The following is a 24182-nucleotide window of genomic DNA, read 5'->3' as shown; positions in this document are numbered from 1 at the left end:
GAAAATATTTTAAACCAAAAATCTCTAGTGAATACTCCTTATATACAAGTTTACTCCCTAAGCGATATTACAAATCGCTATAAGAATGTCCTTACAGACAAAAGATTGGCTATTTTGGATATTGGTCCGAAACACAAACAGTACTTTGTAGTGGACAAACCTTACCAATTTACAACCTTTGGATTGATATTAGTAACAGGAGGTAGATGTGAAATAACGATTAACCTAGAACCTACTATAATTAAAAAGGACGACTTATTAGTAGTGCTTCCCAATCAATTCTTTGAAATCAAAAGATTGACAGAAGATTTTTCTGTTAAGGCTGTTTTTATAGATCCAGATTTATTCTCAGAAGCTGGTTTTCATGTCAAATCTCATAGTTTAATCTCTTTCTTATCTTCTGAATACCCAAAGGTTATTACCTTAACAAAGGATGTTTTTAGAGTGATTAGAAATACACTTAAGAGATTAACACAACTGAGTTATAACAGTGACAACATTTATGGAAAAAACCTCATCATACATCACTTTTCTATCTTGATGTATGAATTAGGCAATTACTATAGTAAAGCTGTTTTAGAAAAAAATGACATTAAGCTACTGCGCAAAGAAGAGTTAGCCAAAAAGTTCATTTATTTAGTATCTACTCATTTTAAAAGAGAACGAAGTGTACAGTACTACGCAGATGCTATGTTTATCAGCAGAAAGCACTTAACGAAAATCATCTCTGAAGTATTCCAAAAAACACCTAAACAAATCATCTCTGACACTATTATTCTAGAAGCTAAGATCTTACTTAAGAATCCCAAGTCTTCTATCACGGATATTGTTAGTGAATTAAATTTTGCTGATTTATCTGTATTCAGTAAGTTTTTTAAAACCTATACTGGAATTTCTCCTACAGATTTTAAGAACAACTAGGTTAGACAAGAGTCAGTGTTAACCTAATACTACAAAGCAATTCTGTATCATAGTTCTTTCATTAGTTCCTCAACAATACCATGCTTTAATCAAATTCAAACCTATTTTGTATAATTACTTCTCGTCTATATGTATATGACTTGTTATGGGCTAATTTATTTAGAAGGTTTTGGTATAAAAGCGTCTTTTAAACAATTTTAAACGTTTAATTATCTATTCAAAAGTGTCATAATATTCGGATATTTGGACTGTAAACACTAACAACAATAAGAGTTGAGGCAAAACAACTCACTTGAAATAAAGACGCACAACAATATGAATAAAGCGACAACTCAAAAAAACACATACGCTAATATCACCGCTATTGGAGGTTATGTCCCTAAGCAAAGAAGAACAAATAAAGATCTTGAGAAAGTAACAGATACAAATGACGAATGGATAACTAAACGCACTGGGATCAAAGAACGTAGAATATTAGAAAAAGGACTTGCTACCTCCGACATGGCAGTACACGCGATAGAAAACCTACTTGTCAATTACAATAAAAAACTTACAGATATAGATGCAATTATCGTGGCTACTTCTACCCCAGATATGCCCATGCCAGCGACAGCAAATATCATCTGTGAAAAATTAGGCATTGATCATGTATGGGGATTCGATATAAATGCTGCATGTTCAGGATTCTTATATGCTCTAGACTTAGGAGCATCTTTAGTAGAGAGTCAACGTTATAAAAATGTGGTAGTAATCGGTGCTGATAAGATTAGTGCTTACGTGAATATACAAGACCGTTCTACGAATATTTTATTTGGAGATGGAGCTGGTGCCGTATGGTTAGAGCCTTCTAAAGAAACTGGAGTAATAGATGCTTTAATGCAGAGTAATGGACAGGGAAGAGCCTTTTTAAATATAGAAGCTGGAGGTTCATTACACCCCTATTCTGAACTAGAAGAAGATGACGATAAAAAATACATCAAGCAAGATGGTAAAGTCGTTTTTAAACAAGCCATACAGTCGATGAGTGAAGCTTGCTTAGATGTTCTAAACCGAAACCAGCTTACTATAGAAGATGTAAATTGGTTAGTTCCTCATCAAGCAAATAAACGAATTATAGATGCTGTAGGTAAACAGATCAACATACAAGAGGATAAAACGCTAGTAAATATTGCTAACTATGGTAATACTATAGCGGCAACAATTCCATTGTGTATCTGGGAAAACACAAGTAAAATAAAGAAAGGAGACTTAGTATTGTTAACAGCTTTTGGAGCAGGTTTCTCATGGGGAGCAAGCTTACTGCGTTGGTCAATCTAAAGTACATCTAATTAAAAAAGTCCTCAAAGTAATTACTCTACTTTGAGGACTTTTTTTTATAATTTCTTGAAATATTAATTAACTCCCTATAATCTCAATACTTATACTTCTAGTTAATAAATATTAAGTTAAAGAAACTTTGCAGGATAGTCAATTCCCTTAGCATCTAAAAAAGCTAAAAGCTCTCTGTGTTTACTCTCTATATCAGAGATACATTCACATGATATAGGGCATATCAGAGCAGGTGATATCTCTAATATCTTAGCTATCTCATGTAATACTTCATTCTTTAAACGTGTCTTTCCACTTTCTATATCAGAATATGCCTTTTGTGATATCCCTAATCTCTCAGCTACATATTCTTGTGAATATCCTGAGTTTTTTCTAATACTTTTTATCTTATCTGCATCCATAGCCGTGTACTTTAAATCCGACATTCTTCTAAACTACTAAATTTCAATTTAATTCTTAAACAAAAGTACCACTTTTCTACGTATAAAGTAAAACATATCAAAATATTACTTAATTTTGTTCTACAAATTTTCATAAACAACAAGCCAAGTCTAGCTCAAAATGATTATAACTTCGATTTGAATATAATTAGTCATATAAACTAGTCTTAGAAAACTGCTTTCCCCAAGCAGTTTTTTTTTATTTCTATACCTCCCTATTTTTCAATATTGTTCATTTTTATAAAAAACACTGTTCAATATCGAACAGATCTTTTTTTTACATATACATAAACATCTGTAAAACAATGATTTACATCTTTTAATTTTAATTGGCACGCAAATAGAATTATCACTTACAACTAACAAAGTAATGATAACAATGAAAGCACTATTTATAACAACTGCATTATTCTTAACAGCTTTAAGCGTAAGTGCTCAAAATAATATAAAAGGTATAGTACAAGCAGCAGATAAAACTCCTGTAGACTTAGCAGAGGTTTATCTAATAGATACTAATGGAAACTTAGTACAGTCTGCTCTTACCAATGAAAACGGTTCATTCGAGATACACGATATAGCTAATAATACATACTCTTTCCAAATCCATAGCTATGGTGTTAAAGCGTATGATAAAAATATAGAAGTTAACAAAGATCTAGATCTAGGGGTATTATCTATAGAACAAGATACTAAACTAGATGAAATAGTAGTAGAATCGACAAAAAAAGTATTTGAACGAAAAGTAGACCGTACAGTATTCAATATCGAGAACTCTGTACACGCTACGAATAACGATGCTGTAGATTTATTAAAACTAACACCTAGCCTTAAAGTAGACAATGAAACAATCTCTATAGTAGGTAAAAGTGGTGTGCGTGTAATGATCAATGATAAACTAGTTCAACTATCTGGTGAACAATTACTACAGTACTTAAAGAGCATCCCTTCTGACAATATCAAAAAGATAGAGGTAATCACTACTCCACCTGCTAAATATGAGGCAGAGGGAGACAGTGGGCTTATTAACATTGTACTGAAAGAAGCGTTACCTGATGCATGGAGTAATCAAATCAGTGCTGGGTATAAACAAAGTACTAAGAATTTGTTTAGATTAAGTAATAGTTTTAGTTATAACAAAGATAAAGTATCTATTAAAGCTGGGGTAACTGGTAGTAAAGGAGGCTATAATGTTGTAGAAAATTCTAAAGTATACTACCCTACTGAGATTTGGAATGGTGAGAATACTCGTTATAACAATAACGACTATATCTCTGGTAATTTCCAAGTTGACTATCAACTGACAGAAAAGACTTCTATGGGTGGTCAGTATAATGGAGGGAGCGGAAGTCCTAAATTTGATGATGGAGGACTTATAACTGTTAATAACCTTGTTGATAACCCTGTAAAATATATCAGAAGTCAAGCTAAAAACGACGGAGTTGATAACACACATTCAGCTAACATAAATTTTATGCATAAGATTGATACTCTAGGAACTAAATTCACTGCAGATGTAGATTATTTTAAATATGTAAACAACAAAGAGAGACTTTTCAACACAAAAACAGAGGCTGTTGATAACTCTATTAACAAGCTGTTTATAGCTGAGTCCACAGGAGATCAAAAAATAGAAAACTTCAGTACTAAAATAGACTTTGAACAACCACTAAAATGGGCTAAATTATCATATGGTGCAAAAGCGAGTTTCGTAGTAACAAAAAATAAAACAAACTTCGTTGACTACTCATCAGGAGTAGCCATAGAAGACTTAAAACAAAAAGACAACTTCGAATATAAAGAGAATACACAAGCACTGTACTTAAATGCGTCTAGAGAATTTAATGATAAATGGACAGTACAGTTAGGATTAAGATTAGAGAACACTCAGACTACAGGTACTTCTGTAGTTTATGATACAGAGAATAAGAAAAACTATACCAAGCTATTCCCTACAGTATATATAGCATATAAAATGAATGATGACAACACATTCTCTATTAACTATAACAGACGTATCTCTAGACCGGCATTTTGGGAATTAAATCCTTTTAAATGGTATATCACAGAGTACAGTGTAGCACAAGGAAACCCTTCTATCACTCCAGCTTTTACAGATAAAGTAGAGTTTAACTATAATTACAAAGGAAAACTTGACTTCAGTGTATCATACTCAGATACAAAAGACAGCTTTACTCAGTATCCTGTAATAGATGTGGCTAATAATAAAACGCTTTACCTACGAGATAACGTAGCAAATCCTACTAGATATAGTGCTAATTTAAGCTACACATTTAATACTTTCCCTTGGTTACAATCTCAAAGTGGTATCTATGTATTCTATGCAGAATCTAAACTTAGCAAAGATGTGAACTTAGATATGAATAGTGGAGGGGGATATTACTTCTCAACTAATAATACATTAAACTTAAATACGTCTAAAACATGGACCGCTCAAATAGACTTCTGGTACCAACCGAGTGTAAAAATGGGTATATGGGAAATAACTCAAGTTTATGCATTAAACTTAGGAATGAAATACGCTATGCTAGATAAAAAGCTAAACCTATCAATATATGCTAATGACATATTAAAGACTGGTTCGCATACAGCTACTACAAATACAAATAATATACGTCAAGAATATTATAACTACTATGACCAACGCTATATAAACATAGGTGTTAGCTACTCATTCGGAAATAGTAAGATTAAAGTAAGAGATCACCAAGGTGGTAATACTGAAGAAAGAAACAGAAAATAATACAATACAACTAACTAACGATGAAAAAACTATTTACATTACTATTAACGATCCTGTGTAGTCAGATTATACTACCACAGTCTTCTATAAAGGGGACTGTGCTAGACCAAACGAGTAAGCCTGTGGACTATGCTGAAATACAGTTACTACAGTTTGATGAAACTTTTGTAAAACAGAGTTTTACTGATGAGACTGGGTTATTCGTCATAGAACATGTAATACATGGAGATTATATATTAAAAGTCTATTACTTAGGTAATCTAGTGAATGAACAGAAGCTAACAATAAATAGCAATATTGATCTTAAGAACATTCAAATCAAGAATGAACAACAGTTAGACGAGATTGTATTAACTGCTGAAAAGAGATTAGTAGAGCGAAAAGTAGATAGGCTCGTGTACAATACAGCTAATAGTGTGGCTTCACAAGGAATGGATGCGCTAGAAGCATTAGCTACTACTCCTATGGTCAAAGTACAAAACGATAAAATCAGTATCAGCGGGAAAAACAATGTACGTATCATGGTAGATGATAGAATGTTAGAACTGCAAGGTGATGCACTAACAAACTATCTGCGTACACTGCGCTCTGATGATATCGAAAAAATAGAAGTAATAACAACTCCCTCTGCTAAATATGAAGCGAGTGGAAATGCAGGTATTATCAATATTATCTTAAAAAAGAATAAACGCATGGGAGTGTATGGAACTGTAAGTTCTAACTACTCACATAACAACTATAACTCTGGCGGTGGTAATGGTAGCTTAAACTATCAGAACAAGAAATGGAGTGTGATGCTAAAAGGCAATATAAATAATAGTAATAATGCCAACACAAATGATAACACTTATCTAGATGACAAGAGATACTTAGGCAATAAATCTTTAAATGAATCTTCTTATAAAAATAGAGGAGCTAGTATAACAACTAACTATCAGTTAACAGACAATGCTGTTATAGGTGGTTCATATAATTATACTAAATTCTCTGGTGATCCGAGAGCATTTACAACTTCTACTTATAAAAGTTATCCATTTGCAGAAACTGATTCTATTATTAATTCAGTCAACCAATCTTATACTAAAAATAACTATCATACAGCGAATCTCTTCTTTGATCAGAAACTAGATACACTAGGGAGTAAAATAGCTATTGGTGCAAACTATTTTTCTAATTCACCTGATCAATCATTCGATATTAAAGAATATGATGCAAACTCAATTCTTAATAGGTATAATACTTATACCAACACGCTTAAATATAATGTATATAGTATAAATGCAGACTTAAACTATCACTTACCTTGGGCTGAGATAGAATTTGGGGCAAAATACACTACTTATGACAATAAAGCTCAAGTAATCTATTTTAATATAAAGGAGGGGAATACTTTATTAGATCCTCGTAGGAGTAACCGCTTTACCTATACAGAAGATAACTACGCAGGATATGTAAGTTTAACTAAAAAACTTTCTTATAAATGGAACGTTAAAGGAGGAATGCGTTATGAGCAGACAGAAGCTAAAGGCGATCTATTAGACACGAATGAACAATTTACAAAATCTTATGGTAAATGGTTCCCTACTGCCTATATATCGTTTACCCCTAACGAGACACACTCATTTAGTTTTAATTACTCTAAACGTATTAACAGACCATATTCTAATGTTTTAAACCCGTTTAAGTATTATTCTAATAGTTATACGTATCATCAAGGTAATCCAGAACTAAACCCCTCTTATACAAATAACTATGAATTAAGCTACGTATTTAATGGTGCATTATCAGTTAATCTTAATTACTATCATATGACTGATCAATTTGATTATATGAATAAGTACGTAGATGGTGTATTCATGAGTTCGACATATAATATGTTGAACAGTGATAACTATGGTATCGATATCTCTTATAACAATGCAATAACAGCTTGGTGGGAAACAAATACAGGATTAGAATACATCCTATCTTCTCCATACTATAGAAATGCTGAGGCTACACAAATAGGTCTAAAAGGAAACCTATTTGATTACTATTCACAGAATACATTCTCTGTAAATAGTTCAAAGACCTTAAAACTATTGCTTAACTGGTATCACCAAATACCACATAAAGAAGATAATACAAAATATGGTTCTTACAGTTCATTAACATTAGGAGCCAAACTAGCATTACTAGACAAAAAGCTAAATATTAATATAAATATGCAAGATATTTTTAATACCGGAAAAAGTAGAGGTACTTCATATTACAAAGACAATTTACAAACATTCAGTAACTCATGGAATTCACGTAGATTCAGTATTAGTGCATCATACACATTCGGTAACTCTAAAAACAAAAAAGCAATAAAAGAAGCAAACTTCGAAGACAAAAATAGAAGCAATTAGTTAGTTAAATTCAATTATTACGAAAAGGCTAGTATCTCTTCAATACTAGCCTTTAGTTTTTAATAAAAAAAGAGTACCTAAGTACTCTCTCTTATCTTATAATTCTGCATTTCTGCCTTCTATCTTATTATTCGCCTTGAATTGCTTAACATTGTCTAAAGTCACATAAGCGATCTGAGATAAAGCTTCATCTGTAAAGAAAGCTTGGTGAGCAGTTACTAGCACATTTGGAAAAGATGTTAACAATTGTAATCGTTCATCTTCTAAAATTGTACCTGAGAGATCTCTAAAGAATACTTTTTCTTCTTGTTCATACACATCAATTCCCAATGCTCCGATCTTCTTACTTCTCAAAGCTTGTATAACAGCATGCGTATCAATCAACTTACCTCTACTTGTATTAATCAACATCACGCCGTCTTTCATTTTATTGATATTCTCTTCGTTAATGATATGAAGTGTCTCTGGAGTCAATGGACAGTGTAGTGATATGATATCAGATTTAGAGAATAACTCATCTAACTCTACATAACGCACAATATCATCTTTAAGCAAATCTTCATTTTTATAGATATCGTATGCTAGCACCTCAGTACCTAACGCTTTCATCATTCGACAGAATACCGCTCCAATATTACCAGTACCAATAATACCAACTGTTTTCTTATAAATATTTGTACCCAATAATCCATTCAAAGAGAAGTTCTGCTCTCTCACACGATTATATGCTTTGTGTATTTTTCTATTAATTGTAAATAACATCGCAAGAGTATGTTCAGCAACAGCTTCTGGAGAATAAACAGGTACACGACATACTTTTATATTGTGCTTATGTGCTGCTTCTAAATCTACATTATTAAATCCTGCACAACGAAGTGCAATATACTTTACCTTCTTAGCCACAAGGCTTTCTATCACCTCAGCATCTACCTTATCATTAACAAACACACAGACAACTTCTGTACCTTCTGTGATAATGTTTACTGTTTGTTCATCTAAACCTGTTTCAAAGTATTCAAATTCAAAACCAAATTGTTTGTTCTCTTTATTAAAGAAAGTTACATCATAAGGTTGTGTTGAAAAAAAAGCAATTTTCATATCTTACTTGTTTTACATTATTATTCTTAATTTCCAAAATCAGCTAAACTGATTTCACTTATTAAAGTTACGGATAAAAACTCGCTTTAACACAATATGCGACTTCCTTTCGTCCAGAATTTTACAATAATCATACAAATCTCTAATATTTAGTGCCAAATCTTCTAAATCTCGTTATTCACACTATATAAACTTTGTAAATAAAGTGCGTTTAGCAAACAATCAAACCTTTTTTATGTCTATTATTTATAGTTGTTCTACACCATATTGTAAGCATCCATAATCATATCCTTTTCCAAATAATATTTTCAATTAAACGCTTAGTACTTACAATATTTTTTCATTATTTTGTGTTCTTTCTCTAACCCTAATAAAATAAGCCTTTTCGCTAGTATAATGATTGCAAAAATTCAACTTAAATTAAATAACGACGTTCTACTTACTGTCATAAAAATGGTTAAACATACAGATGATTATGTTGTAGAAAATGTAACTGATGCCCTTCTAATAAGCATCAAAGAAGATTTAATCTATAAGTTAGAAGACAAAGCCAAAACAATACAAAAACAGGTATCCATATTAGACCATAATAAAAAACATTCTTTAGTTTTAAAATATCACGAAGCATACTCATTATTCAAACTGCTAGATGCAGTCTACGAAAAACAATTATTCAATGAGAATCTACATATTAAAAAGATAAAAAGACTCATTACTGAACTTAATACTAAATTAGACATCTTCGCTAAAGAGGAAGATATTACTATTATAGATGAAGAAATATTAGATGATATCCATACAGAAGAAGGTAATAATGGTCAAATAAACACAAAATTAATAGTAGAAGAAATAGAAAGTAGTCACAATATTGAACAAATTGAGATTCCTATTCTTTTTGATTTTACAGAAGCTTTTGCTGGTGAGCAGATTGATGAAGATTCTCTTGAGATAACAAAAGAAATTAAAGAAATCGAACCTGTTCTTAACACAGAAGATTCTATTAATCATTCCAACATAGGTTCTGAAACTCTAATTTCGATTGATGAGACAGAAAGTATGAAACAAGAAGCGATTGAAAAAATAGCTATTACGAGAGAACAAGAGATTATCTTAGAAGAGAGTGTTACTTCTATAGAACATTTTCCTACTCAAGAAACAATATACGATACTGAAAGTGATTTATTCTCAACTAATATTCCTAATAGTCAACCTAAACTTGATTGGGAAAGAATAACGACAGAAGATGGTATCGAAACAAAGGAAGGCAAAATTACAGGCGAAAAAGTTGCTTTTAGCAATCCTAAATACAATGAATTATTCTCTATTGCAAAAACAGGAATCAATGTAGAAGCCTCAGACTTAGTTAACGCACCAGCAACTATAGGAGATACCCCACCTACTTCAAGAGATGTTATGCAAATAGAAATATTTGATTTAGAAATTGTAGAAGCCGATCCAGTAGATAATGATAATAAGTCAAAAAAGAAAAAAGAAAAAAAAGTAATCGATAATGAGCAAGCTGGTCAAATCAGTTTATTTTAAGCTTTTATCAAATGAAGTTATCTTGATTTTCTAAAATTCCATATACTACAACATTAAAAGTCATGGGAGACTGAACAACACAATTAATGGTAGGTATGTCAATTCTATGGAGCAAATAAAGTTAAGATAACTCAGAAGGGTTTAATAAAATAATTGGTTTGTTTTCAAGGTATTGAATACCAATATTCTTTCATTTTCTTTAGGCCAATACTCTAGATCATTGTTTTAAAATAAAGTCATCTTGACTTTATAAATATAAAATTACAGCAAAAAACAAAGGTGTGACAAAATCTTCAATTACTACAATATGTCTTTGTAAAATATTGAATATTAGTGTTCAATAGTTTTTCTTCAAAACATATCTTAATAAGAAAGAAACAACATCTTTATGCATACAAAACAACACCGAAACATTACTAATAGAGATTGATAAAAAAGGATTTTGAATTAAAAACACAAAAAAAGCAAGAACTACATAAAGTAGTCCTTGCTCTAGCTATCTTGTTATCTTGTATTTAAAAGACAAGATCTTTAACTCAAAACCTTATCTACTTCTTGTTTAAAATTAGTGTTGTTATTACGCATATCGAAACGCGCTGCATACTCATAAGCCGTTTCTTTAAAATAAGCATACAAATCAGCTTTTTGATACACACCTGACTCTCGATAATAAGGCAATAGTGGTGATAGGTTTAATTCTATTTGTCCCGCTTCTTTAAATAAAGGTCCCATAACCTTAGCAAAGTTATAAATATGCACATCCTCTGCTCCTATTTGCCATTCAGCTACACGGCTAAAGAATGTCCAGACTTCAGGATAATTAGTCTTATACATATATGATACTAATTGCCCCATAGAATAGCCTACAGAACTATCATATTGATCGTGAGCATGGTATTCTTCTAATGCTTTCTCAAAGTATATACTCGCTCTATCATCTCCTTCATCATATAATTTATTAGCAAAGCTACAGAATGTTTGAAACGGCATAGAATAGCAAGTAAGTTTCTTATTGATTAGATCTTGTGCTTTAATCAATGATTCATCAATAAACCCTAAATCAAGTAATGTCTCCACTTTAGTGTCTAACTCACAAGCAGGACAGTTAGCCATATCATCTACAATCTCAGCATCTGCCAACTCTATATACTTCTGAGCTAACCCATAATCCCTTAAATGAAGTGCATATCCAGTCACTACATTATAATAAGCTCGATCACTATATCCGTTCTTTTTAAGACGTCTTCGTAAGTCATCCCCTATTTCTTTAATCTGTTCCGTTGAAATAGCCGCATTGCGATAAGCAGAACAGTACATCCATTTATACTCCCATAAGAACTCAGATTCATCAAAGTAATCCTCATTAGAGTCACTCGCATTTAATATCCATGCAAATGCTGGAAAACTCTCTTCACACTTAGAAGTATTTCTCTCTTTTTGAATTAACGTCAATCTCAGATCAAATCCCCAATCCAAATCATTGTGTTTATCAGCAATGCCAATGGCCTCTTTTAAAGCCTTTACTTTGTCTGTAAAACTAGGTAATTCCTCTACTTTAAGTAGTATTTTCTGTATCTCTAGATTATAATTCATATCTATACTATTATACCATTCATAACTTTTAATTCCATATATTTTTTTGAACAGAAATCACTGCCATTTCGCGCATCGAATCTGTGCCCTAGCTCTGTCGCTTTAGTATCAAAATAAACAAACAACTTATTCATATCATAAATGCCATTAGGCTCATAATATGCTACTCGTGGAGATAGCTTTAGTTCTTTTGTTTTAATTTTTGAACAAATAATAGCAGCGTGTCTAGTCAACATAAAGTGTAAATCATCCTCTGCCCCTATCTCCCAATCAGCAATGCGCTCAAAAGTCTCCCATAGCAAATCATCTTCTAACGCATACATCGTATACATAAAACGAACCATACTATAAAGCATCGAACTATTGACCTCTTTTAAAGTTTCAAAAGAAGCTTTAGCTTTATCTAAATATATTTGCGCTCTAGCATCATTAGCTTTAGCCATGCAATATCCCATCGCACAATATGTCTCAAAAGGTAATGCGAAGTTTCTCAACTTCTTTAATTCTACTTGCTCCATTAAAATAATCGCTTCATCAAATCTCTTCATTAAGACTAGATTCTCAATGCGATAATCATACTCCATAATCTCTACATTCTCCTCGTCAAAAGGTTCCTGCATAGCAAGTTTAATGTACTCCTCTCCTTTTTGATAATCTCCTAAGTTCTGCACATACTCCGCCATAGTGAAGTAATATCCTCTTTTAGTAATCTGATTTCTATCTAATCTCAAATACAAATCATCAGCAATAGCTTGAATTTGTTCTGTAGAAAGAGCTGCATTACTATAAGCAGAACAAAGCATCCATTCATATTCTAACAAGAACTCTGATTCATCAAATCTCTCAGGGTATTGATCACACAGATTTAATATCCAAGCAAAAGCCATTACACTCTCACCACAACTAGAGGTAGCGCGCTCTTCGTGTATTAAACTATATCTTAAGTCTACTCCCCATTCTAAATCGTTATTCTTATCAGCTATCTGTATACCTTGACGTATTAAGCTCATACATAACTCTGCATCCTCTATATTCTCGTCAATTTGTAACAGTAATCTTTGTATCTCTAAACGGTACATCATTTATTAAAACTTAGGTAAGAAATTAGACATCCCTAATATCATAAACTGATATAGTGCATCATTAAAAATATCCATTTCTTTCTTATTGATTGTATATCCACCTAACATTAGCGCCTGTACATACACAACATTAATCAAAGCCTCAAACAACTCTTCATCATCTATCAGCATCACCTTCTCTACTAACTCACTCTGTTGATTAAAACACAGTGTAGGCATTACTTCCTCTTTCTTTTTAAAGTGTTGTAATGTACTCGCGAATGGATTAGCTGTCTGTGATAAACTCTGAATATTCTTAGAAGTCAAAGCATCCTCATTCGCTATATAAATAGCTGTAGTATCCTTAGGTTCGAACCTCTTCACCTCAGCTCTACAGAAGTTTCTCTTCAGTATTTTATTAGCCTTCTCTATAAAGCTATCGATACGTTGACTATCATCTATCGCATCTTCAAACTCTTCTAAGATATCATTAGGAGCAATGCGCTCTAAACTCAACTCTGTATGAGATCGCTTTAACTTCTCAATTAAATCTGTCTCATAGCTATAAGCAGCGTTAATCACTAGCTTATTCTGAGAACCTGCGATACGGCGTATCTGTCTATAATCATCTAAAGATGGTGTATAATATATATTCTTATATGAACTCTTAATCTCTCCGAATGCCATCATACCATGATTGGTCTCAAATGGCAAATAGTCTTCGAACATTGTCATAATCTCATTATCAGAAGCAGCTAATGCTTTAATAAACATATGGTGAATACTGATAATCTGCTCTAACACTTCTGGATTAGTAATAGACAATGTCTTTAAGTAGTCTTTAAAACATTCACTTAGCTCTTTCTTCGCTTCCTGAAGAACAGTATTGTTCATAAGTGATTCGCGAGAAGCAGTAGGCTGTAATCCATTCGAATTAAATATACAACGCACAAAAGAAGTCCACTCAGGCAATAGATTAGTCGCCTGATCACATAAATACATCTTCTTCAGGAATATCTTGTGCTCCTTAGTAGCTGTAGTATTCACTTTATTAGGAATAATATAAGCTACCCCTTGTATCTCACCTGCTTCAGAATAAAGTCTAAATGCGTCTAAGAACTTAGTCTTAAACACATCCTTACCATACGCCAATAACTCTTCTTTAGAACTATTAGTATCTAACCAAACGGGATTGCCATCTAAGCATTGCTCTACCACTCCGTTCTCTATTAAGTTGACTTCGATTGGTAATGCACTTCCATAGAATAATACATTTTGCTTTACTTCATCACGCTTAAACAAACTGCGCCAAGCCTTCTTAGCATCTAAAATCACTTTAGTGCCCACCTCATCTAATAGCGGTATGATCTCTACATCATACGTACCATCGGCTCTACCTGTCCATCTTACAGATTCATCTTTATACAGTGATCTAGATTCCACTACGATTGCTTCACTCACCACTAGACAAGATAGTAAGCCTATACCGAACTTACCGATCAAATCTTTATCTGCTAATTCTCCGCGTTTAGAACTCTGCCCGATCACAGATAAAAACTGATGTACATCATCTTGAGTAAGACCCACGCCATTATCTTTAAAGATAAGGCGTTCTCCTTCAAATGTAATATCTATTTTTCCTTTGAAGCTTTCGTCGATTCCTTTGCGAACCGTTACTGCATCCATTCCATTTTGTAGAAGTTCTCTGACGAATACTGTTGGTGAGCTATAAATATGCTCTGACAACAACTCTATCATTCCCTTCATATTAACTTGAAACTGGTATTGTTTCTGATTTTCCATTATCTTCTTCTTTTACGAGGACCTCCTACGATCTTCTGTGCATCCTCATTTCCATTTTCAGCTGCCTGTTGATACCATTGCATTGCTGATTCATCACTTTGAGGAACTCCTTCTCCTTTTAAATAGCAGTTTGCTAATTCGTATTGAGCCATATCTAAACCTGCTTCAGCTGCTTGCAATAAATAACTTACTCCATACTCGGCATCCTTCTCAGTACCTTCTCCTTTTACTAACATCGCCCCTACATATCCTACAGCCTCCATATTTCCTCTATCTGCTACTTGTTTTAAATAGAAGAAAGCCTCTACTAAATCTCTTTCCGTACCATTGCCATAGAAATAACATAATCCTAAGCGGAATATAGCTGAATCATACTGTCTATCTGCTGCTAGTTTATAATAATGAAATGCTTTAACATCATCTGTCTCTACCCCTAATCCGAACTGGTAACAGATACCTAATCCCTCAGATACGTAATTCCTCTCTTCTGCCATCATATAATATTCGAATGCCTTATCATACTCTTTTTCTTCTCCATATCCATATAAATAGTAGTCACCAAGAGAAAGCATCCCTAAAGGAGAGCCATTTTCTACAGATTTCTCAAACCATTCTTTTCCTTGTACCACATCTGTTTCGGCTAAGTATCCATAAGAATAATATACCCCTATTTTATACTGAGCATAGTTAAATCCAGCTTCAGCACCTTGCATCATATATTCAAATGCTTTTTCATAATCTGGTTCTCCACCATCTATTCCTTCTTCATAAAACAAAGCAATATCCACATTAGCATCTATGAAACCTAGTTCAAGCGCTTTAGTAAACAATGCAAATGACTTCTGTAAGTTTACATCTCCACCCACTCCATATTTATAAAAACGAGCTAAGTTATATACTCCTTCAGACATATCTTGTTCTGCTGCTATCTCGATATAAGATCTAGCTTTATCATAATCTGCTTCTCCTAATGTACCATCCTCATAGATCATTCCTAAGCGAATAGCCGCATAAATATACCCATCGTTTAAAGCCTCTTCATATAGAGTCACTGCAGCAGGTACATCTTGCTCTACACCTTCACCGCGTTCTAATAACATCGCCATCTCTACTTTACAGTAGTTAGAGTTAAAGTATTCGATACCTTTCTCGTAATACATTATTGCTTTTTCTAAATTAGGTTCTCCTGCATACCCAAAACGATAGTAACGTCCTGCAACCTCGACACCTGAAGCATTATTACGCTCAGCTGCAAGTTCAAATAAATACAACGCTTTCTCATAATCAGACTCTTCTTCGAACTCTGCATTTTGATATCCTAATCCTAATCGATAAGGAGCATAATCATTACCCAGCGCCATTGCTTGCTCTAATAAAGACTTAGCCTCTACTACATTTCGCTCTACCTCTTCAGAATCTAATAAAACAAAACCTTTCTCAGACATCGCTCTATCATATCCATACTCTATACCCCTGTCTAATAAACTTATTCCCTCAGCGATATCTTTATAATCTGTATTATATAAATAAATAATAGCAAGCTCTAAAGTAGCTTCATTCGAGTAATATGAAATTGCGTTATCAAACATTTCAATACCCTTGTTGTAATTAGACTCTACCCCTTCAGTACGTGGATAGAAATAAGAATATCCTAATACATATCCAGCATGTGCTATACCATAATCATAAGCGTCAGCAAGTAATTCTCTACCTTGGTCTTCCGTATATCCTAGTCCTTCAAAACGACCATTACACGCCATCATTCCTAGTAGATATTTACTATATGCACTATTATTAGCGACACCATCTTTTAATGCAGCTTCTGCTTTCTCATTATCATCCTCTCTTAAATAGTAATCTGCTAATATATATAAACCACGTTTTTGGTTATTAATCAGATCGTCATACTTCGCTAACACATTCTTTCCTTCTTCTGCTGACTCACATCTTCTAAACTCTATATTAAGTAAGAATAAATTAGCGATATTAGCTCTCTTACCATGTGATGCTGATTCTATTAATGCTATAGCTTCTTCTTCGTTTTTCTCATATCCATTAGTACCATAGTACATTGCATATCCTGTATAGCATTTACATAAATCATCTCCTAGTGCCAGCCCTATACTTAAGAATTTAGCAGCTCTTTCCTCATCTCTATATCCATATCTTGAATTGATAAACAACTCATACTGATAAGCGTATGCTGCTGCATATCCACGTTCAATAAAGATTTCATTCAATGCCTTCACATCTGTAAACCATGCCTCATAGTCTTGATCATTTAAGCTCATACTACTGTGCATACAGTTAGAATCTTCATTAAGTTGATTATATAATGCCTTTATGATTTCATTATTCTTTCCTACCTGCTCAGCTAACATACATACAGCATGCGCCCTATACCATTGGTGAGGATTATTGTAGTCATTTTTATTTATAAACTCTTCTGCATGCTCTGTAATAGACTTACCATCATTAGCATACTCACTTACATAACTTAAATATTCTTGATTGAATTGTTTCATAACTATCTTTTTAACAATCTTACTTTTAGTTTTTGTTCGATTAAACACAAATGTAAGGAAATGGCAAATAACAATATTGATAAGATATTCTTAAAACAACACTATACCATCCGCATTTAGTTAATTAAAATACTAATAATATTCCAAAAAAAAACACTTTGAAGTTAAAAACAAACGAAAAACTTGAACTGAATAAATAACTCACAATTAATGCATAAATACACCGATAGAGCCTCACAATTTGTCAACTATTTCCATGAACTAAGAATAAGTAACAGCGACACTATCACCTTTTTTACGTATTTCTTGCCAAATACGAGCATAATACTTGCTATAATAGCCTATTTGAGCAATAATACCTTACGAATTGGATAAGCATTTTGCACCTGGCTTAGATAGAAACGAATCATAACTAGTCCTTAAAGCTTTTTCATATAAAAACAAAAAGCCATATTATAACTAGTTAGTAATAAAAGAAGTGTATTAAACACAACAACACTGTTGTGCTTATAATTTTAAATAATTAGTATTTACCCTAGAAGAAGATATAAGAGACGCTAATAGCCCCAAAACAACTATAGAACTAAATACTACGAAAATATTTACCCAGTTAAAAGATACTGGATAGGCTAAACCTTCGCGAATAGAAATAAATCCAAAAGCAACTTGTAATGAGACAAAAGCCACTCCCAGAATTAACCCTATAAGACTCCCTACTACACAGATAATCATTCCTTGAAATAAGAATATCTTGCGAAGATCACTTACAGGAACGCCGATTTGATTCAGCGTTTTAATATTTGGCTGTTTTTCAAGGATAATCATAATCATTGCTCCTACTAAAGTGAATAACGCCATAATAACTACTAACACAAATATTAAATAGACAACTAGGTTCTCCATATTAAGCATACGATAAAGCCCATCATTTAATTGTGTTTTATTCTTAATAATGTATTGATCTCCTAAGACATCGTTTATTTTTTGAACTGCCTTAGCCTCTGAAACTCCTTCTGCCAATGCTAATTCAATATTTGTTACCTCATTAAAAGGGATACTCAATAGCTCTCTTGCATTATCAATGTCAACAAATACATATTTGTTATCTAAATCATCATTACTTAGCACATAAACACCTGTAGGCCACAAATGCTTTTTTAGAAAAGCTTCTTCAGGATTCTCGATAGTTCCTTTACCTGGTTTTAATGCTACTGCTTCAAAAGCATTTTCAGTATCAAAAAGTCCCATAGATAATAAATACGACATCCCTACACCTACAACAGCTTCATCAGTATCTGGTTCTAACCAAGTTCCGTATTCTATTTTTTCATCAAAATCTGTAACATTCGTAAAATCAGAATCCACTCCTTTTATTATAGATACAGCTTGCTTATCCTTAAATGTGAATAACAGTCTATCTTCTACAACCTTAGCAACACCAACAAAAAGACCTGATTCTTCTAGATCTAAAATTTGTTTGTCTTCCACAACAAAACTTTTACCTACAGGAGTAAAAACCTTCAAGTCAGGATCTAAATCATCAACAAATGAAAGGCTATATGATTTCAATCCACTAAATACTGACAAAACAATAAACATAGCCATAGCACTAACTACAATACCCACAGAGGCTATTGCTGTAATGACGTTAATTGCCTTACTTTTACTTTTACTAAAGGCATAACGTTTGGCTATGTATAGGGAAAACTTCAATCTATTTTTTCTTTCTCTTTTCTAATAAATCACGATTAAGGATTGGGTTCTCCTCTCGTTTAAGTGCTTGGTCGATTTGGTCGATATACTCTAAACTGTCATCCACATAAAACATCAAGTCTGGCACCTTTCTCATTTGGTGTTTTACTCGTTGTGATAATTCGTGTTTAATAAGTGGAGCATTTGATTTAATACCTTCTAGTAGTTCTTTCCCTTTATCAATAGGGAATATACTTAAGTACACTCTTGCTACTGATAAATCACTAGTAATATTCACTTTAGAAACCGAAATAACTAGGTTAGTTATCCCGTTCTTGCGCACCTCTCCTTGCAAGATATCTACGATATCTTTTTGCAATAGGGCTCCCATCTTCTTTTGTCTATTAGTTTCCATGGTGCAAAAATACAATTTTTTAAATAGTAAACTTTTTTATCTTTGTTACACAACCAAAAAACACTAAGAAATGCGCAAAATAGAACACATCGGTATCGCTGTTAAAGACCTTGAGGCTTCTAACTCTTTATTCGAAAAATTATTCGGAGCCCCTGCTTATAAAGAAGAAGCCGTAGAAAGTGAAGGAGTAAAAACTTCTTTCTTCATGAATGGCCCTAATAAAATAGAACTTTTAGAAGCGACTAATCCTGATAGCCCAATAGCAATGTTCATCGAAAAGAAAGGTGAAGGTATTCATCATATCGCTTTTGATGTAGAAGACATCGAGGCTGAGATAAAAAGATTAATAGCCGAAGGATTCACTGTATTAAACGAAACTCCCAAAAAAGGTGCTGATAATAAATTAGTTGCCTTCTTACACCCTAAAAGCACAAATGGAGTACTAATAGAATTGTGTCAAGAAATTAAATAATTTCACTTAATTTTCTTGCAAGTACCAATAAAATACCATAATATTGCACCCGTTAAACACGATTTAACTGGTCCTATAACTCAGCTGGTTAGAGTAGCTGACTCATAATCAGCAAGTCCCTGGTTCGAGCCCAGGTGGGACCACCACGAAATTTTTCGCTCAAAATGAGCGGTCCTATAACTCAGCTGGTTAGAGTAACTGACTCATAATCAGTAAGTCCCTGGTTCGAGCCCAGGTGGGACCACTAAAATTTCAGAGAAGCATCTATTGTAAAATAGGTGCTTTTTTTTTGCCCTTTTTTCACCTTTTTTTTCATCAGTACAACAAAAGTACAACAATTTGTTTTACCCCATAAAGATAGTAAAGTTTTCATTTTCTTGCAGTTAGTTATATTTTTAGTACTTTTATTACTAACCAACAACAAGACACTATGAATACTATTATTGAAACTCCGTTTTTTTTCTTTCACCAAAAGTTAGAAAAGTTAGGCTCTGTAACTCTTTCCAAGAAGTTCACCTATATAACTGCCGCATTATTACCAATTATATCCCTGGTAACATCCACTTTCCAATTACCCTATTTTTATAGTATATCTAAATGGTATACCCTTTTGCCTTTAACTGCATTGATTTACTCAATATTATTATTAAGTGCTGCAATTAATTTTTACAAAGGGCAGAACATATTTTTAATTAGTCATCTAAGTTTGATATATAAAGAATCTTTTAAATCATTTAAAAATTCTAAAGAATATCTACTAACACTTCCTTCTAAAAAAACAATTACAATTTATAATACAACTCCCTGTAAAAAGAAGCAAGAGCAAAAAAAAGACAATGTATTTGTTTTTAGCACAACACATGAGACTCTAATCAAAGAAACCTTGCATGAATTAAAGAAAGAAATTATTAATGATGACACAACAATTCAAGATTTTAAAAAAGTCATAGGATCTTGTATTAGCAAAAAAACAGATAATCCTAATTCTTTTATTAAGTTAGAACTTCAATCACAACATTGCGCCATGTTCTTAGAAGCTTTCTTTATACCTTTTGTAGAGTTATTTACTTTACACAAAACCAACCTTAAAGAAAGTTGTCGCTACTTTCAATATGCAACCTTAGAAAACTATTGTACCATAAAGTATGATTCAATAAGTAAAAAGAGTAGAAAGTTAATTACAAACGCTCATAAAGAAACTTATGCTAAAATCTTAGAAAATGTAAAAAGTCAGTTATCTAAAAAACTGTCCTAAGACTAAAATTAAATGTCGGTTCACCGACAAACAACCATTTCAAGTAGCTTCATTACAATAGTTTAGCGTCATAATCCAAAAAACATTTATTATGACAACGCTAAAAATCATTCAAGAGCTTAACGAGATCAAGCTAATGATTACTAAAGGTAATCAGTTTCAAAAAGAAATCTTCACTATTAAAGATTTGATGGCTTATACTGGCTTTTCAGACAGTACTATTCATAAGTTAACTTCTAAAAACTTAATTCCTCATCACAAACCCACAAACGGCACTTTATTCTTTGACCGCCTTGAGATAATTGAGTGGATTAAACAATATAGAGTCTTTACCGACCAAGAAGTTCTATCACAATTTTCAAAACAGTTAAAAAAATAAAAGCATTGATAGCCCTACTATCAATGCTTAAATAACTATTTCGATAACAAAAGAAAACAGTAGTAAATATAGCTACTTCTTTCTGAAAATTTTTTGATATGAATACAACTGCAACAGAATATATTCGAATAGGAACAGAGTACTATGCGATAAGAAAGAAGAACGTCAACGGTAAAGAAATCATTGTTGAACGTAAACTGTGGAAAAAGTCTGAAATCATCACTGACTTTGGAAAGGATATCATCAAAGAGTTACCCAAATTCTTTGGTTATAAATGTGAACCCTGTCACATTAATTACACTCATTTTATAGGAGATTACTTTAATTCCTACTCTCCTATTTTATATCACATTGACACAGAAAGCCCATTATCTATAGATTCCCTTAAACAGCAGATACCTATTACTAGTTATTTTCTGCATCACATCTTTGGAAATCAATACTTACTTGCAATAGATTATTTTAAAATTCTACTATTCTATCCAGAGCAAATATTGCCAATTATAGTACTTGTATCTAGGAATCGTGAAACAGGAAAAACCACATTTTTAAATTGGATAAAAGAAATCTTTGATAAAAATGCTGTATTTATAAAGGCTAATGCATTTACAGAAAAATTCAACAGTGAGATGGATAGTAAACTTCTCTTATTAATAGAAGAAGTAAAATCTGAGAACAAAGATATTGTTGAAGCAATTAAATACATTTCAACGGCTATGTATCAATCAATTGAATACAAAGGCCAAGAGAAAATTGAACAAAGATCATTTCTTAAGATTATCATGACAAGTAATCACGAACATAACTTTCTAAAGATAGATAAAGAAGAAACAAGGTTTTGGGTTATTAAAGTCCCTCTTATTAAAAACAGAACTACTGAGTTTTACACCAAACTCATTAAGGAAATTCCCATTTTTTTAAACTATCTCTATAGAGTTCCTTTCTCTACAGAAAACAAAACCCGGATGTGGTTTACTCCAGAGACTTTACACACAGAAGCTTTACATAAACTAAAACACGATGTAGATCTTCAAAACAAGAACCTAGTGCTTGATATACTTGATATTATATTCAATGAATTTGATATTGATCAAATAGATACCACTCCTTCGGATATTAATGCTCTGCTGAATTATTATAACAGAGGTCATAATATCACAATGAGAGAGATACAAACAACACTTGAAAACATAGCCTTAGTTCGATCAACTAACTCAAATAATTATGAACGAGTCAAAATAGAGGATAATACTTTAAAACGGACTATTCACAAGGGTAAATATTACAGGATTTCAAAAGAAATACTTTTAAATCAGATGACAGATGACATAAAAAAGTAATAAGCTATTTACCAACAACTTAAGTATTAATAAATCATAAACTACTTGTCATCTACGACTCATCTGCGCTCATCTAATGAATGTAATTCACTATTAGTACAATTATGATCAGATGCTCAGATGACAACTAAATGACATACAGATACCACTTTAAACACTATAAATCAACAACATACAACCAAACAACTCAAATTATGAATATTCAAGAAGCAAAAAACATATCGATTATTTCTATTTTAGATAGCCTTGGTATAAAACCAACTAAAATCAATGATAAACAAGCCTGGTACCACTCTCCTTTTAGAGCAGAAAATACCCCTTCGTTTAGTGTGAGTATAACTAAAAATGTATTCTATGACTTTGGCGATAGTACATATAAAGGAAATGTAATTGACTTTGTAATGCTATATTACAAATGTGATGTAAAAGAAGCTCTAAAGATCTTAGCAAACAATTCTTTTTCTTTTCACCAGCAACTTTTTAATTCACCGGTTAATACAGATGAGAAAGATTATGAGATTACAGCAATTAAACCTCTGAGAAATAAATATCTTATATATTACATCAAGCAAAGAGGCTTATGCATTAAAACAACTCAAAAGTACTGTAAGGAAATACATTATATTCTTAAAGATAAAGCTTATTATGCAATAGGTTTTCAAAATGAACTTGATGGGGTAGAACTCAGAAACAAATATGTTCAAATATGCTTAGGCTCCAAATATCCTACCTATATTAATAATAATTCATCTACCGTATTTTTATTTGAAGCCTTTATTGACTTTTTATCCTTTATAACTCTTAAACCTAATTTAGAATATAGGTTTGATTACATCATTTTAAACTCCGTTAATACTTTAGATATCACACTTATTCAATCCTCGAACAAGTTTTTATATAAAACCTTAGACGATTCTAAAACATTTGAATCTAAATATAAAACCATAGTTGCTTGTTTTGACAATGATACTGCTGGAGATAAAGCAACTGAGAAATTAATTTCAGCATTTCCATTAATTACAAAAGATGCAAGAGTTAGATATAAAGATTACAAGGATGTCAATGATTATTTACTGAGTATTAACCGCGATAAACTGACGTGAGAATCATCGAGATGTGTCTTTGTCCTTACAAATTGAAAATTTGAACCGGAACAAAGACCACTC

18 protein-coding genes and 2 tRNA genes are annotated in these 24182 nt (G+C 32.4%); 12 read left to right on the top strand and 8 right to left on the bottom strand.

Annotated elements, in window-relative coordinates; genetic code table 11:
- Positions 1–27: 27 nt before the first annotated feature.
- Both LNQ81_RS18210 and LNQ81_RS07835 read left to right on the top strand, forming a co-directional pair.
- Positions 28–921 carry a helix-turn-helix domain-containing protein gene (locus tag LNQ81_RS18210; protein ID WP_229945669.1) on the top strand — a complete coding sequence of 298 codons (894 nt, stop codon included), beginning with the start codon at positions 28–30 and terminating at the stop codon, positions 919–921.
- 315 nt (positions 922–1236) lie between these two features.
- Positions 1237–2238 (top strand): beta-ketoacyl-ACP synthase III, encoded by a 1002-nt coding sequence (locus LNQ81_RS07835; protein ID WP_229945667.1) that lies wholly within the window; start codon positions 1237–1239, stop codon positions 2236–2238.
- Positions 2239–2366: 128 nt separating this feature from the next.
- Here LNQ81_RS07835 and LNQ81_RS07830 read toward each other — a convergent pair whose 3' ends face one another.
- Positions 2367–2651 carry a helix-turn-helix domain-containing protein gene (locus tag LNQ81_RS07830; RefSeq protein ID WP_229945666.1) on the bottom strand — a complete coding sequence of 95 codons (285 nt, stop codon included), beginning with the start codon at positions 2649–2651 and terminating at the stop codon, positions 2367–2369.
- Positions 2652–3069: 418 nt separating this feature from the next.
- Here LNQ81_RS07830 and LNQ81_RS07825 point away from each other — a divergent pair, with 418 nt between their 5' ends.
- Positions 3070–5451, top strand: a complete 2382-nt coding sequence (locus LNQ81_RS07825) for an outer membrane beta-barrel family protein (RefSeq protein ID WP_229945665.1) — start codon at positions 3070–3072, stop codon at positions 5449–5451.
- Between the two features lie 20 nt (positions 5452–5471).
- Positions 5472–7841, top strand: coding sequence for an outer membrane beta-barrel family protein (locus LNQ81_RS07820; RefSeq protein WP_229945664.1), 2370 nt, complete (start codon positions 5472–5474; stop codon positions 7839–7841).
- 96 nt (positions 7842–7937) lie between these two features.
- Here the strand turns inward: LNQ81_RS07820 and LNQ81_RS07815 are convergent, their stop codons facing one another.
- The gene (locus tag LNQ81_RS07815; RefSeq protein WP_229945663.1) at positions 7938–8939 is read right to left on the bottom strand and encodes a 2-hydroxyacid dehydrogenase; all 1002 of its coding nucleotides are present in this window, start codon (positions 8937–8939) and stop codon (positions 7938–7940) included.
- A gap of 396 nt (positions 8940–9335) precedes the next feature.
- On the opposite strand from LNQ81_RS07815, the gene LNQ81_RS07810 reads away from it, so the two are divergent.
- Positions 9336–10481: a hypothetical protein gene (locus LNQ81_RS07810; protein WP_418887949.1), complete on the top strand. Its 1146-nt coding sequence runs from the start codon at positions 9336–9338 to the stop codon at positions 10479–10481.
- A 531-nt stretch (positions 10482–11012) separates the two neighbouring features.
- Here LNQ81_RS07810 and LNQ81_RS07805 read toward each other — a convergent pair.
- The 6 genes from LNQ81_RS07805 to rbfA form a co-directional block, all read right to left on the bottom strand.
- Positions 11013–12074 carry a hypothetical protein gene (locus LNQ81_RS07805; RefSeq protein ID WP_229945656.1) on the bottom strand — a complete coding sequence of 354 codons (1062 nt, stop codon included), beginning with the start codon at positions 12072–12074 and terminating at the stop codon, positions 11013–11015.
- A gap of 2 nt (positions 12075–12076) precedes the next feature.
- Positions 12077–13156, bottom strand: coding sequence for a hypothetical protein (locus LNQ81_RS07800; RefSeq protein WP_229945655.1), 1080 nt, complete (start codon positions 13154–13156; stop codon positions 12077–12079).
- Between the two features lie 3 nt (positions 13157–13159).
- Positions 13160–14938, bottom strand: a complete 1779-nt coding sequence (locus LNQ81_RS07795) for an HSP90 family protein (RefSeq protein WP_121966985.1) — start codon at positions 14936–14938, stop codon at positions 13160–13162.
- Entirely contained in the window at positions 14938–17463 is a 2526-nt protein-coding gene (locus LNQ81_RS07790; protein WP_229945653.1) for a tetratricopeptide repeat protein, read from the bottom strand. The genes LNQ81_RS07795 and LNQ81_RS07790 overlap by 1 nt, the downstream gene beginning before the upstream one ends.
- A 507-nt stretch (positions 17464–17970) precedes the next feature.
- Entirely contained in the window at positions 17971–19176 is a 1206-nt protein-coding gene (locus LNQ81_RS07785; RefSeq protein WP_229945651.1) for an ABC transporter permease, read from the bottom strand.
- Position 19177: 1 nt separating this feature from the next.
- Positions 19178–19570: a 30S ribosome-binding factor RbfA gene (gene rbfA, locus LNQ81_RS07780; RefSeq protein WP_229945649.1), complete on the bottom strand. Its 393-nt coding sequence runs from the start codon at positions 19568–19570 to the stop codon at positions 19178–19180.
- Between the two features lie 70 nt (positions 19571–19640).
- Here rbfA and mce point away from each other — a divergent pair, with 70 nt between their 5' ends.
- The 7 genes from mce (at position 19641) to LNQ81_RS07745 (ending at position 24119) form a co-directional block, all read left to right on the top strand.
- Positions 19641–20042, top strand: a complete 402-nt coding sequence (gene mce, locus LNQ81_RS07775; protein ID WP_229945648.1) for a methylmalonyl-CoA epimerase — start codon at positions 19641–19643, stop codon at positions 20040–20042.
- Positions 20043–20111: 69 nt separating this feature from the next.
- Positions 20112–20188, top strand: a tRNA-Ile gene (locus LNQ81_RS07770).
- Between the two features lie 24 nt (positions 20189–20212).
- Positions 20213–20286, top strand: a tRNA-Ile gene (locus tag LNQ81_RS07765).
- Between the two features lie 186 nt (positions 20287–20472).
- Positions 20473–21297 (top strand): hypothetical protein, encoded by an 825-nt coding sequence (locus LNQ81_RS07760; protein WP_006257445.1) that lies wholly within the window; start codon positions 20473–20475, stop codon positions 21295–21297.
- A 91-nt stretch (positions 21298–21388) separates the two neighbouring features.
- On the top strand, positions 21389–21676 hold the full coding sequence (locus LNQ81_RS07755) for a helix-turn-helix transcriptional regulator (RefSeq protein ID WP_006257446.1): 288 nt from the start codon (positions 21389–21391) through the stop codon (positions 21674–21676).
- Positions 21677–21774: 98 nt separating this feature from the next.
- Entirely contained in the window at positions 21775–23016 is a 1242-nt protein-coding gene (locus tag LNQ81_RS07750) for a primase-helicase family protein (protein WP_006257447.1), read from the top strand.
- 194 nt (positions 23017–23210) lie between these two features.
- Complete coding sequence (locus tag LNQ81_RS07745; protein ID WP_006257448.1) at positions 23211–24119, top strand: toprim domain-containing protein; 909 nt, start codon at positions 23211–23213, stop codon at positions 24117–24119.
- Positions 24120–24182: the final 63 nt, after the last annotated feature.

It is taken from the genome of Myroides oncorhynchi, from assembly GCF_020905415.1.
Lineage (GTDB): Bacteria > Bacteroidota > Bacteroidia > Flavobacteriales > Flavobacteriaceae > Flavobacterium > Flavobacterium oncorhynchi_A.
Note: the sequence above shows the minus strand (reverse complement) of the source record. Positions and strands in the feature narration are given on the sequence as shown.